Source organism: Streptomyces sp. NBC_01460 (assembly GCF_036227405.1).
In the GTDB taxonomy this organism is placed as follows: Bacteria; Actinomycetota; Actinomycetes; order Streptomycetales; family Streptomycetaceae; genus Streptomyces.
Map to the genome: position 1 here is coordinate 1258151 of NZ_CP109473.1, position 14321 is coordinate 1272471.

At 72.0% G+C, this 14321-nt stretch carries 12 protein-coding genes; 5 read left to right on the forward strand and 7 right to left on the reverse strand.

The genetic code is table 11. The features are described 5' to 3' along the window. The first annotated feature begins 56 nt into the window (after positions 1-56). Positions 57-506 (forward strand): PTS sugar transporter subunit IIA, encoded by a 450-nt coding sequence (locus OG488_RS05575; protein ID WP_329226467.1) that lies wholly within the window; start codon positions 57-59, stop codon positions 504-506. 76 nt (positions 507-582) lie between these two features. After that, on the forward strand, positions 583-2253 hold the full coding sequence (gene ptsP, locus OG488_RS05580) for a phosphoenolpyruvate--protein phosphotransferase (RefSeq protein WP_329226469.1): 1671 nt from the start codon (positions 583-585) through the stop codon (positions 2251-2253). A gap of 91 nt (positions 2254-2344) precedes the next feature. On the opposite strand, the gene OG488_RS05585 is transcribed toward ptsP, so the two are convergent. Beyond that, complete coding sequence (locus tag OG488_RS05585) at positions 2345-3259, reverse strand: hypothetical protein (protein ID WP_329226471.1); 915 nt, start codon at positions 3257-3259, stop codon at positions 2345-2347. Between the two features lie 77 nt (positions 3260-3336). Next, positions 3337-5313: an acetoacetate--CoA ligase gene (locus OG488_RS05590; RefSeq protein ID WP_329226473.1), complete on the reverse strand. Its 1977-nt coding sequence runs from the start codon at positions 5311-5313 to the stop codon at positions 3337-3339. 221 nt (positions 5314-5534) lie between these two features. On the opposite strand from OG488_RS05590, the gene OG488_RS05595 reads away from it, so the two are divergent. Beyond that, positions 5535-7904, forward strand: coding sequence for a glycoside hydrolase family 31 protein (locus OG488_RS05595; protein WP_329226475.1), 2370 nt, complete (start codon positions 5535-5537; stop codon positions 7902-7904). Here OG488_RS05595 and OG488_RS05600 read toward each other — a convergent pair. After that, positions 7895-8392: an NUDIX domain-containing protein gene (locus OG488_RS05600; RefSeq protein ID WP_329226477.1), complete on the reverse strand. Its 498-nt coding sequence runs from the start codon at positions 8390-8392 to the stop codon at positions 7895-7897. The genes OG488_RS05595 and OG488_RS05600 overlap by 10 nt on opposite strands. Before the next feature lie 60 nt (positions 8393-8452). Here OG488_RS05600 and OG488_RS05605 point away from each other — a divergent pair, with 60 nt between their 5' ends. Beyond that, positions 8453-9259, forward strand: a complete 807-nt coding sequence (locus OG488_RS05605) for a M15 family metallopeptidase (protein ID WP_329226479.1) — start codon at positions 8453-8455, stop codon at positions 9257-9259. Positions 9260-9386: 127 nt separating this feature from the next. Further along, on the forward strand, positions 9387-9734 hold the full coding sequence (locus OG488_RS05610; RefSeq protein WP_329226481.1) for a DUF962 domain-containing protein: 348 nt from the start codon (positions 9387-9389) through the stop codon (positions 9732-9734). A 142-nt stretch (positions 9735-9876) separates the two neighbouring features. On the opposite strand, the gene OG488_RS05615 is transcribed toward OG488_RS05610, so the two are convergent. From OG488_RS05615 to OG488_RS05630, 4 genes are read right to left on the reverse strand one after another with little or no spacing between them, the layout of a single operon-like run. Next, positions 9877-10482: a GTP-binding protein gene (locus tag OG488_RS05615; protein WP_329226483.1), complete on the reverse strand. Its 606-nt coding sequence runs from the start codon at positions 10480-10482 to the stop codon at positions 9877-9879. Next, a complete protein-coding gene (locus OG488_RS05620; protein WP_329226485.1) occupies positions 10463-10900 on the reverse strand; it encodes a DUF742 domain-containing protein in 438 nt (145 codons plus the stop codon). Before OG488_RS05620 ends, OG488_RS05615 begins: the two co-directional genes overlap by 20 nt. Before the next feature lie 9 nt (positions 10901-10909). Further along, complete coding sequence (locus OG488_RS05625; protein WP_329226487.1) at positions 10910-11353, reverse strand: roadblock/LC7 domain-containing protein; 444 nt, start codon at positions 11351-11353, stop codon at positions 10910-10912. Then, on the reverse strand, positions 11350-14148 hold the full coding sequence (locus OG488_RS05630) for a sensor histidine kinase (RefSeq protein ID WP_329226489.1): 2799 nt from the start codon (positions 14146-14148) through the stop codon (positions 11350-11352). The genes OG488_RS05625 and OG488_RS05630 overlap by 4 nt, the downstream gene beginning before the upstream one ends. Between the last annotated feature and the right edge of the window lie 173 nt (positions 14149-14321).

The following is a 14321-nucleotide window of genomic DNA, read 5'->3' on the forward strand; positions in this document are numbered from 1 at the left end:
CCTCCATCAGTCGTGGCGGTTGACCCCATACGGACCCCACCCCTGGGAGGCTCTCCATGACCACAGTGACGTCCCCTCTTGCCGGCCGCGTCATCGGACTCACCGCGGTTCCCGACCCCGTGTTCTCCGGAGCGATGGTGGGCCCCGGTACCGCCATCGACCCCGTGCGCGAGCCGTCCGAGGCCGTTTCGCCGGTCGACGGAATCGTCGTCTCCCTCCACCCGCATGCCTTCGTCGTCGTCGACGACCAGGGGCACGGAGTGCTGACGCACCTCGGGATCGACACCGTGCAGCTCAACGGCGAGGGCTTCGAGCTGCTCGTGAACAAGGGGGACACGGTGACCCGCGGTCAGGGCATCGTCCGATGGGACCCCGCCGGTGTGGAAGCGGCCGGTAAGTCCGCGATCTGTCCGGTCGTCGCCCTGGAGGCGACCGCCGAATCCCTCTCCGAGGTCCGTGAGGACGGCGACGTGAAGGTCGGCGAGACACTGTTCGGCTGGCAGTGACACCCTCGGCGCAGTAACGAGCCAGTTGGGCATCAACCGCGGCGGCGCAGTCGCCGCACAACCGGAGACGGGTGAAATGGAGACAACGCTGCGAGGCGTCGGCGTGAGCCACGGTGTGGCGATCGGCGAAGTTCGGCACATGGGTACGGCGGTCCTCGAGCCGCCGGCCAAACAGATTCCCGCGGAGGAGGCCGAGCGCGAGCAGGGGCGTGCCCGCCAAGCCGTGGAAGCTGTCGCGGCCGACCTCATTGCGCGCGGCAACCTGGCGGGGGGCGAGGCACAGCACGTGCTCGAGGCCCAGGCCATGATGGCGCAGGACCCCGAGCTCATCGCTGATGTCGAGCGCCGTATCGCCGTCGGCAGCACCGCCGAGCGCGGTGTCTACGACGCGTTCGCCGCCTACCGGGCGCTGCTGGCCAACGCCGGTGAGTACCTGGCGGGGCGCGTCGCCGACCTCGACGACGTACGGAACCGGATCGTGGCGCGGCTGCTGGGTGTGCCGATGCCGGGTGTGCCGGACAGTGATCAGCCGTACGTGCTGATCGCGCGTGACCTGGCCCCCGCCGACACGGCCCTTCTCGACCCCACGCTGGTCCTCGGCTTCGTCACCGAGGAGGGCGGGCCGACCAGCCACAGCGCCATTCTCGCGCGCGCGCTCGGGGTCCCGGCCGTCGTTGCTCTCCCCGGCGCGGGTGAGATCGCCGAGGGCACGGTCGTGGCGGTGGACGGCAGCACCGGTGAGATCTTCGTCGAGCCGAGCCAGGAGAAGCGCGCCGAGATGGAGAGCGCTTCGGCCGCACGCAAGGCGGCCCTGACGGCCGTGACGGGTCCCGGTGCCACCTCCGACGGTCACAAGGTGCCGCTGCTCGCCAACGTCGGCGGTCCCGGTGACGTGCCGGCCGCGGTGGAGGCCGGCGCCGAGGGTGTCGGGCTGTTCCGTACGGAGTTCCTGTTCCTGGACGACAGCAAGCAGGCTCCGTCCGAGGAGAAGCAGATCGCGGCCTACCGCGCGGTCCTCGAGGCGTTCCCCGAGGGGCGTGTCGTCGTGCGGGTGCTGGACGCCGGTGCCGACAAGCCTCTGGACTTCCTGACGCCGGCGGACGAGCCGAACCCCGCACTGGGTGTGCGTGGTCTGCGCAGCCTGCTGGACCACCCCGACGTGCTGCGGACCCAGCTGACGGCGCTCGCCAGGGCGGCCGAGGGGCTGCCCGTGTACCTCGAGGTCATGGCCCCGATGGTGGCCGACCGTGCCGACGCGAAGGCGTTCGCCGACGCCTGTCGTGAGGCGGGGCTGCAGGCGAAGTTCGGCGCGATGGTGGAGATTCCGTCCGCCGCTCTCAGGGCCCGCTCGATCCTGCAGGAGGTGGAGTTCCTGTCGCTGGGCACCAACGACCTGGCCCAGTACACCTTCGCGGCCGACCGTCAGGTGGGCGCCGTGTCGCGGCTGCAGGATCCTTGGCAGCCCGCGCTGCTCGACCTGGTAGCCCTCTCGGCGGACGCCGCGAGGGCCGAGGGCAAGAGCTGTGGTGTCTGCGGTGAGGCCGCTTCGGACCCGCTGCTGGCGTGCGTGCTGACCGGACTGGGGGTCACCTCCCTGTCCATGGGCGCGGCGTCCATCCCCTACGTGCGCGCGACGCTGGCGAAGCACACGCTCGCCCAGTGCGAGCGGGCGGCCTCCGCCGCGCGTGCGGCGGACTCCGCCGAAGAGGCGCGGCTCGCGGCGCAGGCGGTGCTTTCGGGCGAGTGACGCCGCCCGCCGGACGCAGTCGGATGTGAAGGGGTTCCCGCCGGTTCCGGTGGGAACCCCTTCCGTCTGTCGGCGACGGCCGCTCCGGCTGTCAGTGATGGGCCTCCGGTTCGTCGGCGCCGAGGTCGAACCCCGCGCAGTACTCGACGCCCGACTCCGGCGAGACCGGTTCGCCCGTGTCCGCGTCGGTGCAGTAGGCGCTGAAGACCTCGCCCGCCGTGAGCGGCAGGAGGCTTCCCCGGTGCAGGCGCCAGCCGTGCACCCGGTCCGGGGTGTCCGGAGCGGTGGTGCGCAGGACGACGCCTCCCTGGCTCTCGCGCGCGACCCCCACGGCGAGCACCGTGGCGAACTCCGCCCCTTCCCCGGACTCGAGACGGGCCGGGCCGTCCGCGTCCCGTGACGTGTGGAGGACGGCCAGGAGCTGTTCGTCCTCCGTGGGGATGCTGCAGACGACGTGGTGGGTGCCCGGGCCCGCGGTGTCCAGCAGCCGCGTCAGCAGGTGGGAGGCCCGGTCGAAGGCGGCGCGGCCGATGTCCTGCCCGCAGTCCGCGCAGTCTCCGAGGCCGGCCAGCAGCATGGTGGCGTACTCCCATGTCGCGCGGCGGACGGCTCGTGAGACGAGCAGGGGGATCAGGGTGTCGATGGGCTGGCCCGTGTAGGCCACGGTGGCGCCCGCGGCGGCGATCTCGGCGGTGAAGCGGCCTCGGCTCGCGCGCTCGTCGGGTTCGAGCCCCGACTCGGCGCAGAACTCCGCGTAGTCCTCCGGGTCGAAGAGGGCGACGGTGGTGTGCATGCCCTGGGCGGCGAGCGTGCGCAGTAGGCCCTCGACCTGCCGCAGGTAGACCGTGTGGTCGTCGAAGGTGAAGGTCCGGTAGTGGCGCATGGCCGCGAAGTCCTCGGGGTCGACCAGGAGGCCGACGGTCGTGGGTGCTTCGCGGCGCAGTGCGCGTCGCATGGATGTCGCGGAGTGTCGCCGGCCGCGCCCGGTCTGCCTGATGTGCGCCATGAATCCCCCTGTGCGCTGTCGAACGTTGCTCACTCAGCGTAATCAGGGGGACTGACAACGGCCGTCCGCCGGCCGGTTCAGGGGCGCTTGCGGGCGAGGTCCTCGTAGAAGTGGAGGAGTTCGAGGTTGTCGACGGAGCCCGGGTTGACCGCCTTGGACAGGGCGGTTCCCTGGAGGAGCCGCTTGACCGGAACCTCGATGCGCTTGCCCGTGAGGGTGTGCGGGATGCCGGGTACCTCGATGACCTCGTCCGGCACGTGGCGGGGGGAGAGGTTCTCGCGGATGGTCCGCTTGATGCTGTCGCGGAGTGCGTCGTCGAGGGTGGCGCCCTCGGCGAGGTGGACGAACAGCGGCATCCAGTAGCCGCCGTCCGGTTCCTCGAGGCCGATGACGAGGGACTCGCGGATCTCGGGGAGCCGCTCGACCGCCTCGTAGATGTCGGCGGATCCCATCCGGACACCCTGCCGGTTGAGGGTGGAGTCGGAGCGGCCGTGGATGACGACCGAGCCGCGGTCGGTGAGGGTGATCCAGTCGCCGTGGCGCCAGACGCCGGGGTACATGTCGAAGTAGCTGTCGTGGTAGCGGCTGCCGTCGGGGTCGTTCCAGAAGCGGACCGGCATCGAGGGCATGGGGGCGGTCACGACGAGCTCGCCGACCTCGCCCGTGAGCGGATGCCCGGCGGGGTCCCAGGACTGGAGGTCGGTGCCCAGGCAGGGGGCCTGGAGTTCGCCGATGTGGACCGGCAGGGTGGGGACGGCGCCCGCGAAGCAGCTGCACACGTCCGTCCCGCCGCTGACGGAGGCGATCCACAGGTCCTCCGCGACCTCGTCGTGGAGCCAGCGGAAGCCGTCGGGCGGGAGCGGGGAGCCGGTGGTGGCGACGCACTGGACCCTGCTCAGGTCGTGGTCGCGGCCGGGGTGGACCTCGGCCTTGCGGCAGGCCATGACGTACGCGGCCGATGTCCCGAAGAGGGTCGCGCCGGTCTGTTCGGCGACGCGCCACTGGGCGCTGACGTCCGGATACCCGGGGCTGCCGTCGTACAGGACCAGGGTCGTGCCGGTGAGCAGGCCGGAGACGAGGAAGTTCCACATCATCCAGCCCGTCGAGGTGTACCAGAAGAACCGGTCGTCGGGGCCGAGGTCGCAGTGCAGGCCGATCTGCTTGAAGTGTTCGAGCAGGATGCCGCCCTGGGACTGGACGATCGCTTTCGGCAGGCCGGTGGTGCCCGAGGAGTAGAGCACCCAGAGCGGATGGTCGAAGGGGACCTGCTCGAAGACGGGTCCGGTGTCCGAGGCGGTGAGCGCCGCCCAGTCGAGGGCGCCTTCGGGCGTGTCCGTGCCGAGGAGCGGGATGTGGACGACGGCGCGCAGGGTGGGGAGTTCGCTGCGGAGTTCGGCCACGGTGTCGGTGCGGTCGTGCTCCTTGCCGCCGTAGCGGTAGCCGTCGACGGTGAACAGCACGACCGGTTCGACCTGCTGGAACCGGTCCAGGACGCTGCGGGCGCCGAAGTCGGGGGCGCACGAGGTCCAGACTCCGCCGACCGCGGCGGTGGCGAGGAACGCGACGACCGCCTGCGGGATGTTGGGGAGGTAGCCGCTGACCCGGTCGCCGGGGGTCACGCCGAGGGCGCGGAGTTCCGCTGCCAGCGAGCCCACCTGGCGCCGCAGTTCGGACCAGCTGACGGCGACCTGGGTGTGGGTCTCGTCGACGTACAGCAGGGCGGGGGCGTCCGCGCGGAGCGGGTCGTCGGCGGTGCGCAGGGCGTGCTCGGCGTAGTTGAGGGTGGCGCCGGGGAACCACTGTGCGCCGGGCATGGTGCGGTCGCCGAGCACGGCCTCGTACGGGGTGGAGAAGCGTACGTCGAACCATTCGGCGACGGCCGCCCAGAAGGTGTCGAGTTCGTCGACAGACCAGCGGTGAAGCGCCGCGTAGCCGCCGTCGGCCGGCGCTCCGTGGCGTCCGGCCGCCCATCGCTGGAAGCGGGTGACGGCCGCGGCCTCAACACGCTCGGGCTCGGGCTGCCAGAGGGGGGCTTCGCCGGCTGCTGAGGTCATGGAGGCTCCCTGGCCTTTCGGGGTGTACGCGGGGTGTGCGTGCGTCGCGCGCACGGGCTGGGGTGTGCGCGTGAACGGCAGGTACGGACGATGCCATGTGATCGTCTTGCGCACCAGGGTCCCCCCGCCATGGTTGCGTGTCCGGCTGTGTGGCGGAGCCACAGGTGAACGGAAGCTGAACGGAGCACGTATCCGTCCGGGCTGATGGCAGGGTGGCCCGCATGGATGGTCGTGACCTGGTGCGCTCGGTGAAAATGGTCGGTTCTGTGCAAGGAATGCGTACGGTGCGCTCGGCCTGGCGGCGGCACCGTGCGGAGGCGCGGGGACTCGTGCCGCGCGGTGCGGAGAGGGCGCGTGTGCCCGGCCTCCTGGTCAGTGCGGAGCCGGGGCCGGGCGGTGGCGTGGTGCGCTTCGCCCGCTCGGAGCTGTGCGTCCGGGTGTCGGTGGGCGGTGCGGTGTTCTGGTCCTGGGACGGTGCCGCGCCGCTGCCCTCGTACGCCCTGCCGGAGGCCGGGCCCGATCCGGATCCGCGGGCGCGGCTCGAGCCGGACACGAACGGCGGCTGGCAGGTGGTGGCGGAGCGGCTGACCGTCGTCGTGTCGCGGCACGGGGCGGTGGAGCTGCGTACGCCTGGCGGGGTCCTGCTGCGCCGGGAGCTGCCGCCGCGCTGGTGGGAGCCGACGGGAGAGGGTACGGCGCGGTGGGTGCAGCGGTCCGAGGTCCCGGCCGACGCCCGATTCTTCGGACTGGGCGGGCGGGCCGGCGGGCCGAGGCTGCCGGAGGGTACGTACGGGCTGTGGAACACCGATCCGGGCGGGCGTTTCGGCCCGGAGGACGATCCGCTGTATCTGACGATGCCGGTGCAGGTGGTGGTCTCCGACGCCGGGACCCATCTGGCGTTCCACGACAACTCCTGGTCGGGGCGGGTGACGCTCCGGGAGGGCGAGGAGGGCGCCGGCTCGGGCCATGACCGGCCGGGCACCTGTGAGGTGCGGATGGACGGCGGCCCGCTGCGCTGCTGGGTGGTCGCGGGTACGCCGGCCAGGGTGCTCCAGGGGTGGACGGCGCTGACGGGGGCGCCCGCGTTGCCGCCGTCGTGGGCCCTGGGCCCGCAGCACGCCCGGTGGGGGTTCGGCAGCGAGCGGGAGGTGCGCCGGATCGTGCAGGGGTACCGGGATCGGGGGCTGCCCCTGTCGGTGCTCCATCTGGACATCGACCACTTCGACGGGCACCAGGTGTTCACGGTCGACCGGGAGCGGTTCCCCGGTCTCCCCCGGCTGGCGGAGGAGTTGCGCGAGGACGGGGTCCGGCTGGTGTCGATCGTCGATCCGGCGGTGAAGGCGTCGGTGGGCAACGCGGTGTTCGACAGCGGTCTCGACGTCGGCGTGGAGGGCGCGTTCGTGCGGGGTCCGGAGGGGGGTCCGGTGCTCGGTGAGGTGTGGCCGGGTGAGTGCGTCTATCCCGATTTCACCGACCCGCTGGTGCGGGAGTGGTGGGGTGCGCTGTACGAGGAGCGGCTCGGCCAGGGGTTCTCCGGGGTGTGGCACGACATGAACGAGCCGGTGTCGTTCTCGGCCTTCGGGGATCCGTCGCTGCCCCGTTCGTCCCGGCACGCGCTGGAGGGCCGCGGCGGCGACCACCGGGAGGCCCACAACGTCTACGCCCTGGCGATGGCGAGGGCCGGGTACGAAGGCCTGCTCCGGTTGCGCCCGGACGAGCGGCCGTTCCTGTTCTCCCGTTCGGGGTGGGCGGGGATGCAGCGGTACGGGGGCACCTGGTCCGGTGATGTGGCCACGGGCTGGCCGGGGCTCCGGGCCTCGCTGGCCCTGGTGCTGGGGCTGGGGCTCTGCGGGGTGCCGTACTCGGGGCCCGATGTGGGCGGGTTCGACGGGTCGCCGTCGCCGGAGCTGTATCTGCGCTGGTTCCAGCTGGGCGCGTACATGCCGCTGTTCCGCACCCATGCGGCCATCGGTGCGGGGCGCAGGGAGCCGTGGGAGTTCGGGCCGGAGGTGCTCGGGCACGCGGCGCGGGCGCTGGAGGAGCGGGAGCGGCTGCTCCCGTACTTCGTGACGCTGGCTCAGCTGGCCCGGCTGACCGGCGCGCCGTACGTGCGGCCGGTGTGGTGGGGCGCTCCCGGGGACCGGGAGCTGCGGGACTGCGAGGACGCGTTCCTGCTGGGAGACGCGTTCCTGGTCGCTCCCGTGCTGGAGGAGGGGACGGACCGCCGGCAGGTCCGGCTGCCGCGCGGGCGGTGGTACGACACGGCGACGGGGCGGGCGTTCGAGGGGCCGGGCCAGGTCGTGGTGGAGGCGCCGCTGTCACGTGTTCCGGTGCTGGTGCGGGCGGGTGCGGTGGTCCCGGTGCGGGGCCGGGACGGGGGCCTCGAACTGGAGGTGTGGGCTCCGCCCGCGGGGCGTACCGGGGGCGGGCTGGTCGTGCGGGACATGGGGGACGGATGGGAGGCGGCCGAGGTGGAGCGCTACACGTCGCGGCTCCTGGCCGGGCGTGTGGTGGTCGAGCGGGACGGTGGGGAGGGGCTGGTGCCGTATCCGGTCCGGGTGCGGGGGCTGCCGGAGGAGGCTCAGCCGTAGGCCCCCGCGAACCAGGAGCGCACGACCTGGGTGTGCAGCGGGAAGGCGAGGTCGTCGGGGGTGCGCAGCACGTCGTATCCCGAGGTCTCGTCCGTCGCTGCCGAGGGCGGGAGTTGCCCGGCGGGGCGGGGCGGGAGCAGTCCGAAGAGGATCAGGTGGCCGTCGGGGCTGCTCAGGGCGTCGGCGAGGCGCACGTCCGTCTCGTCGGCCGGGATCCCGGTCTCCTCGCGCAGTTCGCGTACGACGGCGTGGCGCCAGTCCTCGGTCCCGTCGATGTATCCGCCGGGCAGCGCGATGCCGCCCGGGTGCGGAGGGATGGTGCGGGTGATGACGACGAGGCCGGTGCTCCGTGGTCCGGTGACGGGCAGGAGGGCGACGGCCACGGGCAGCGGGTTGCGGTAGGCGGTCCGGCCGCAGGCCACGCAGGTGCGGGGCCAGTCGTCGGCGGCGTACGGGGTCCCGCAGCTGCCGCAGTGGGAGTCGTTCACGGCCGGACTGTATCCGATCACCCTTCTCTTGTGGCCCCTGAACTGATAAACGGTGTGCCCATGACAGGAATTGCTCGTGTCCTCCGCGCCCTCGCCGCCTCCGGCGCCGCCCTGCTCGCCGTGACAGCCGCCGCACCGGCGGCGGTGGCCGAACCCGAACCCAAGGCTCCGCCGGAGTTCGTCGATCTCCGCTCCGTCGATCCGACGATCATCACGGAGATGCGCTACACCACCCCGCACAACTTCGTGGGGGAGCCGGTGGACGGCTACCGGCAGCCCGTCTGCATCCTGACCAGGCCCGCTGCCCAGGCGCTGCGGTCGGCCCAGCGGAGCCTTCTGCGCCGGGGCTACTCGCTCAAGGTGTACGACTGCTACCGGCCGCAGCGGGCCGTGGACCACTTCGTGCGCTGGGCGGAGGATCTCGACGACGAGGCGATGAAGGGTGAGTTCTACCCGATGGTCGACAAGACGCGGCTGTTCGCGGACGGTTACATCGCGGAGAAGTCCGGTCACAGTAGGGGCAGCACCGTGGACCTCACGCTCGTGAAGCTGCCCGCCCTGCCGACGCGGCCGTACCGGCCCGGTGAGGAACTGGCTCCGTGCTACGCGCCGAAGGACGAGCGCTTCCCCGACAACTCCGTGGACATGGGCACCGGGTACGACTGTTTCGACACCCTGTCGCACACGGACGACCCCCGGGTGCAGGGGGCGCAGCGGGCCAACCGGCAGTTCCTCAAGAAGACGCTCACGGATCTGGGCTTCGTGAACCTGGCCGAGGAGTGGTGGCACTTCACCTACAAGCCCGAGCTCTTCCCGGACACGTACTTCGACTTCCCGGTGGCCAGGCGTTCCGTCGCGGGGCACTGACGGCCCGGGCGGAGGACGCAGGAGAACGGGCGACCGGGACCACCCCCGTGGGCTCCGGCCGCCCGTTCTCCTCTTCGGACGCGGAACTGCCGTATCCGGTTGCCGTTCGAGCCATTACGGTGCCCTCATGTCACCACAGACGTTCGATTCCTATGAAGAGTTCTGGCCCTACTACGTCGCCATGCACTCCAGGGCGGCGACCCGGTGGGTGCATCTGACCGGGACCCTGACGGGGCTCGCGCTCTCCGCCTACGGACTGGCGCGCGGCCGCAAGCGCTACGCCCTGGCGCTGCCCCTGATCGGATACGGCACCGCGTGGCCCGCGCACTTCCTCATCGAGAAGAACAATCCGGCGACCTTCGGGCATCCCGTGTGGTCGCTGCGCGGGGACGCGCAGATGATCCGGACGATGCTCGCGGGACGCGACGCGGAACTCGCCGAGACCGCGGCCAAGTGGCTCGCGGAGAACGCCTGATCCGGTGGTGCGCGCAGGGTTGACGACCCGTCACCCCGGGTGAACACTGCATCCACGCCCGCTGTCCCCGCACCGTACGCGCGGCCCGTACCCCGGTCGGCGGGGGTACGGGTCGCGTCACGTGCGGTGGGGGCGGCGGGTGTCAGGTCCTGGCCGGCTCACGGTTCCGGTCGGCACGCACCACGGCGTTCTCCACCACGGCGACGAGCACGTCCCGCACGGAGGCACGGTCACGCGCGTCGCAGAGCAGCACCGGCACCTCGGGGTCGAGGTCGAGTGCCGCCCGGACCGTCTCGGTGGGGAACTGTTCGGCGCCCTCGAAGAGGTTGACGGCGACCGTGAACGGGATTCCCCTGCGTTCGAAGTAGTCGACCGCAGCGAAGCAGTCCTCCAGCCGCCTGGTGTCGGCGAGGACGACCGCACCCAGGGCTCCCTGGGCCAGTTCGTCCCAGAGGAACCAGAACCGGTCCTGGCCCGGGGTCCCGAACAGGTAGAGGACCAGGTCCTCGCGCAGGGTGATCCGGCCGAAGTCCATGGCCACCGTGGTGGTGTTCTTGCCCTCGACCCCCGCCACGTCGTCGACGGGGCGGCCCGCCTCGCTCAGCCTCTCCTCCGTACGCAGCGGTCTGATCTCGCTGACCGCACCCACCAGGGTCGTCTTGCCCACTCCGAAGCCGCCCGCCACCAGGATTTTCAGGGTGACGGGCTCCACGTGCCGCCTCTTGCGGCTAGAGCGCCCGAAGGCCATTGATCACCTCGCGAAGAAGGCTCTCGTCCGGCAGCTCGGCCGGCGGAACGGGACGGGTGACGTGCACCAGCTCGTCCTCGACGAGGTCACCCACCAGGACACGGACCACCCCGACGGGGAGATCCAGTCCGGAGGCGAGCTCGGCGATCGACTGGGGCATGTCGCTGCACAGTTCGACGATCTCCACGTGTTCCGGGGAGAGCGTCTGATCCCGGCCGGGATCGTCGGCCGCCGGTTCGGGGATGACGATCGCGATCAGGTCGAGGCGATGGCGGGACGCGCTGCTGGTCCGCCCGCGGGTCATCGCGTAGGGCCGGACCACCGGCCCGGCCTCGGCGTCGTACCAGCGCGAGGAGCCCGCTTCGGAGGGAGCGTGCGGTGATCCGGACGCGGTGTCCCGGACGGAGTCTGCGCTCATCCCCTCGCCTCACCCTCCGGCGGGCAGACCGGTGGTCCTGGGGGCGTTGGCCAGGTGGGCCCCCACGCGCTTGACCATCAGGGTCATCTCGTACGCCACCTGCCCGACGTCCGAATCCGAGTCGGCCAGGACGGCGAGACAGCTGCCGTCACCGGCCGCCGTGACGAAGAGGAAGGCCTCGTCGAGTTCGACGACGGTCTGACGGACCCGGCCGGCGTCGAAGTGGCGGCCGACCCCCTTGGCCAGGCTGTGGAATCCGGAGGCGACGGCCGCCAGGTGCTCGCTGTCCTCGCGTGTCAGGTCCTGGGACGTGCCGGTGGCGAGGCCGTCGCTGGACAGGACCAGCGCCTTGCGGATGCTCGCGACACGTTCGACGAGTTCGTCGAGGAGCCAGTTGAGCTCGCCGGATCCCTGGCGTGCGGCGTTGTGTGCTGCGGCGTTCGGTGCGGTCATCGACCGTCCCCTCCCGGAGTGGTTCCTGGTGCTGTCTCGCCGGGGCCTGTCGCGTCCTCGGCGGCGTTCTGCCGACGGCCGCGCTGCCAGCCGCGTTGAAGCGAAGCCATGCGATTGCGTACGTCGTCCGCGTCACGTTCGAGGTCGTCGTCGGTGTCGGCGGGGGCGTGGCCGGTAGTCCGCCCTGCGGCGTCCTCCCGGAGCTGTGGGGCGAGGTTCGCCTGCCGGACCCTGCGTGGGAGGCCGCCGACCGTGTCCGGTGCGGACGGCCGGACCGCGGGCCTGGGCCGCGCCCGGGGCTCGTCGGCCGGGGACTCCACCGGAGCGGGTTCGGCGGTTCCGGAGCCCGGGGCCGCGGGGAAGCCGCCGGGTCCGCTCCGATGGGAACGGGGCCCGTCCCCGATGCGGCGGCCCTGGTCGGCGACGAGGGTCGGCGGCTTGCGGCGGGGCAGCGGCACGGGGCCGGCGGGCCGCATCGGCCGGACGTCCGCGGATCGGCCGTCCGGGGCGTCGAAGGCCTGCTGGTGCTGTTCCCGGTCGGCTTCCCTGCGGAGGTCGCGGGCACGGAAGATACCGCCCCGCTCGCTCTCGGTGTCCTCGAGGTCGGAGACCCCGTCGAGGACCGGGCCCAGAGCCGGATCGAGCTCCCGGTCGCGCGCCGGGTCGGTGAAGCCGAGGGTCCCCACCGGGCCTTCGAGCTCGACGGGTCCGTCGAGCACGGACGGGTCGGTGAGGCCGGTGGGAACCGGGGAGAGGCCCGAGGGCCTGCCCGGGATGTCCGCGTCCGCGACTCCGTCCCTGCGGGCCTTGTCGCTGCCGGGCACGGCGCTGCCCGGCCGTCCGCCGCCGAGCGCCTTCTCCGCCCGGCGGTCCAGGCGGAAGCCGGTGCCGTGCGTGTCGGGTGCGTCGGTGAGCAGCTGCGCGGGGATGAAGACGACCGCGGTCGTCCCTCCGTACGGTGAGATCTGCAGGGACACCCTGACGTTCTGCCGCTGGGCGAGCCGGCTGACGACGAAGAGGCCGAGCCGGTCGGTGTCGGAGAGCTCGAAGTCGGGGGTCTCGGCGAGCCGGAGGTTGGCGTCCAGGAGGACCTCGGGCGCCATGCCGAGGCCGCGGTCGTGGATCTCCAGGGTGAAGCCGTTGGCCACCCGCTCGCCGTGCACCTGGACGGCGGTGTGCGGGGGTGAGAACACCGTGGCGTTCTCCAGCAGTTCCGCGATCAGGTGGGTGAGGTCGGCCACGGCCGGGCCGCCCACGCCGATGCGCGGGAGGCGCCGGACCTCGATGCGCTCGTAGTCCTCCACCTCCGCGACCGCCGCCCGCACCACGTCCATCAGCTGGATCGGCTTGCGCCACTGCCGGGACGGGGCCGCCCCGGAGAGGATCACCAGGCCTTCCGCGTGGCGGCGCATACGGGTGGTGAGGTGGTCCAGGCGGAAGAGGTCGGCGAGTTCGTCGCCGTTCTCGGTGCGCCGCTCCATGGCGTCCAGGAGGGTCAGCTGGCGGTGCAGGAGGACCTGGTTGCGGCGGGCGAGGTTGACGAAGACCTCGGAGACGCCGCGGCGCATGTCGGCCTGCTTGACCGCGGCCTCGACCGCGGCCCTCTGGAGGGTGTTGAGCGCCTGCCCGACCTGGCCGATCTCGTCGCGCTCGTAACTCAGGTGGGGGGCCTCGGTCTCCACGTCGACCTGCTCACCGGCGGCGAGGCGTCGCATCACACTGGGCAGCCGCACCCCGGAGACCTCGTGGGCGTCCTTGCGCAGCCGGGAGAGGTCGCGGACGAGTTCGCGTCCCACCCGTACGGAAACGAACACGGAGACGAGCAGGGCGACGAACCCGAGGACGCCGGCGACGCCCGCCTGGATCAGGACCCGGAAGCCGGCGGGTTCGGCGCGGTCCTGGAAGCGGTTGGACATCTCGGTGCCGTCGTTGGCGAGGTGCTCCAGGACCGGCGGGGCCACCTCCTCCCAGCGTTCGGAGTCGACGGGGCCCGGCTTCGTGATCGGTCCGGCGGCGATGAGCTTCTGCTCCGCGGTCCGCAGCGGCTCCGTGTCGGGGCTGCGCCAGTACTGCTCCATGCGTCCGCGCTCGCCCGCCGGCAGCAGCTCGAGGTTGACCTCGTAGAGGAGGGAGCGGCTGGCGGCGAGGTCGGAGACGACGCGGAGTTCCGGCGCGCCGAGACGGCCCGCCAGGAGCCCCGACGCGATCAGGGCGTCCTCGCGCGACAGCATCTCGCGGGCCCGGGAAATGCCGACCAGGGCCCGGACCTGCTTGTCCATCGACACGTTCTCCATCGTGTGGAGACCGTTCAGGAAGCGGTAGCAGGGGTCGACGAGGCCGTTGTAGAAGGCGAGCGCCCTGGTCCGGTCGATGGTGCGCTTCTCCACGGAGCCGCGCAGCGCGTCGAGGCCGTCGATCTCGCTCAGGATCGAGTCGAGCTGTGCCTCCGACTCCGGGCTCAGCTTGCCCCGGATGTCCTTGCTCTTCGCGCTCTGCCTGACGTCGGCCACGACCCGGTCGGTCACGGCGCGACGGCTGCGCAGCAGGGGCAGGGCGTCCGATGCCCGGGGGTCGGCGAGATAGACGAGTGTCTGACGGCGTTCGCCCTGCACGGCGCGGATGGTGTCTTCCAGCGGGTGGCCGACCTGCTCCACGATGGCGCTCGCGCCCATCAGTTCCCCGGCCTCACGGCCGGTGACGTAGGTGGCGAAGACCCAGAGACCGGTGAGGGAGGCGAGCGGCACCAGGAGCAACGCCACGATCTTCCTGCGGATGGACTTCCCGCGAAAGCGCATGGCCTCCCCCAGCTCGGCCCCGCATCACGGGGTTCGTCGTATCGGTGTGCCCGGTCGCCCGGTCCACCTGGTCGTTCCGGTGTTCCTGCCGCGGTCCACCGCGCGTCGGCCGGTGCTCCGTCGACATCCGTCAACAAACGGCGCGAGCCTACTACTGACGCGCGAGTAACTCG

Excerpts from the sequence above, each read along its gene's own strand:
- OG488_RS05575 (WP_329226467.1), top strand. The coding sequence starts at position 57 with ATGACCACAGTGACGTCCCCTCTTGCCGGCCGCGTCATCGGACTCACC.
- OG488_RS05615 (WP_329226483.1), bottom strand. The coding sequence starts at position 10,482 with ATGGCCTTCGGGCGCTCTAGCCGCAAGAGGCGGCACGTGGAGCCCGTC.
- OG488_RS05625 (WP_329226487.1), bottom strand. The coding sequence starts at position 11,353 with ATGACCGCACCGAACGCCGCAGCACACAACGCCGCACGCCAGGGATCC.
- OG488_RS05620 (WP_329226485.1), bottom strand. The coding sequence starts at position 10,900 with ATGAGCGCAGACTCCGTCCGGGACACCGCGTCCGGATCACCGCACGCT.
- OG488_RS05590 (WP_329226473.1), bottom strand. The coding sequence starts at position 5,313 with ATGACCTCAGCAGCCGGCGAAGCCCCCCTCTGGCAGCCCGAGCCCGAG.
- OG488_RS05595 (WP_329226475.1), top strand. The coding sequence starts at position 5,535 with ATGGATGGTCGTGACCTGGTGCGCTCGGTGAAAATGGTCGGTTCTGTG.
- OG488_RS05585 (WP_329226471.1), bottom strand. The coding sequence starts at position 3,259 with ATGGCGCACATCAGGCAGACCGGGCGCGGCCGGCGACACTCCGCGACA.
- OG488_RS05605 (WP_329226479.1), top strand. The coding sequence starts at position 8,453 with ATGACAGGAATTGCTCGTGTCCTCCGCGCCCTCGCCGCCTCCGGCGCC.
- ptsP (WP_329226469.1), top strand. The coding sequence starts at position 583 with ATGGAGACAACGCTGCGAGGCGTCGGCGTGAGCCACGGTGTGGCGATC.
- OG488_RS05610 (WP_329226481.1), top strand. The coding sequence starts at position 9,387 with ATGTCACCACAGACGTTCGATTCCTATGAAGAGTTCTGGCCCTACTAC.
- OG488_RS05630 (WP_329226489.1), bottom strand. The coding sequence starts at position 14,148 with ATGCGCTTTCGCGGGAAGTCCATCCGCAGGAAGATCGTGGCGTTGCTC.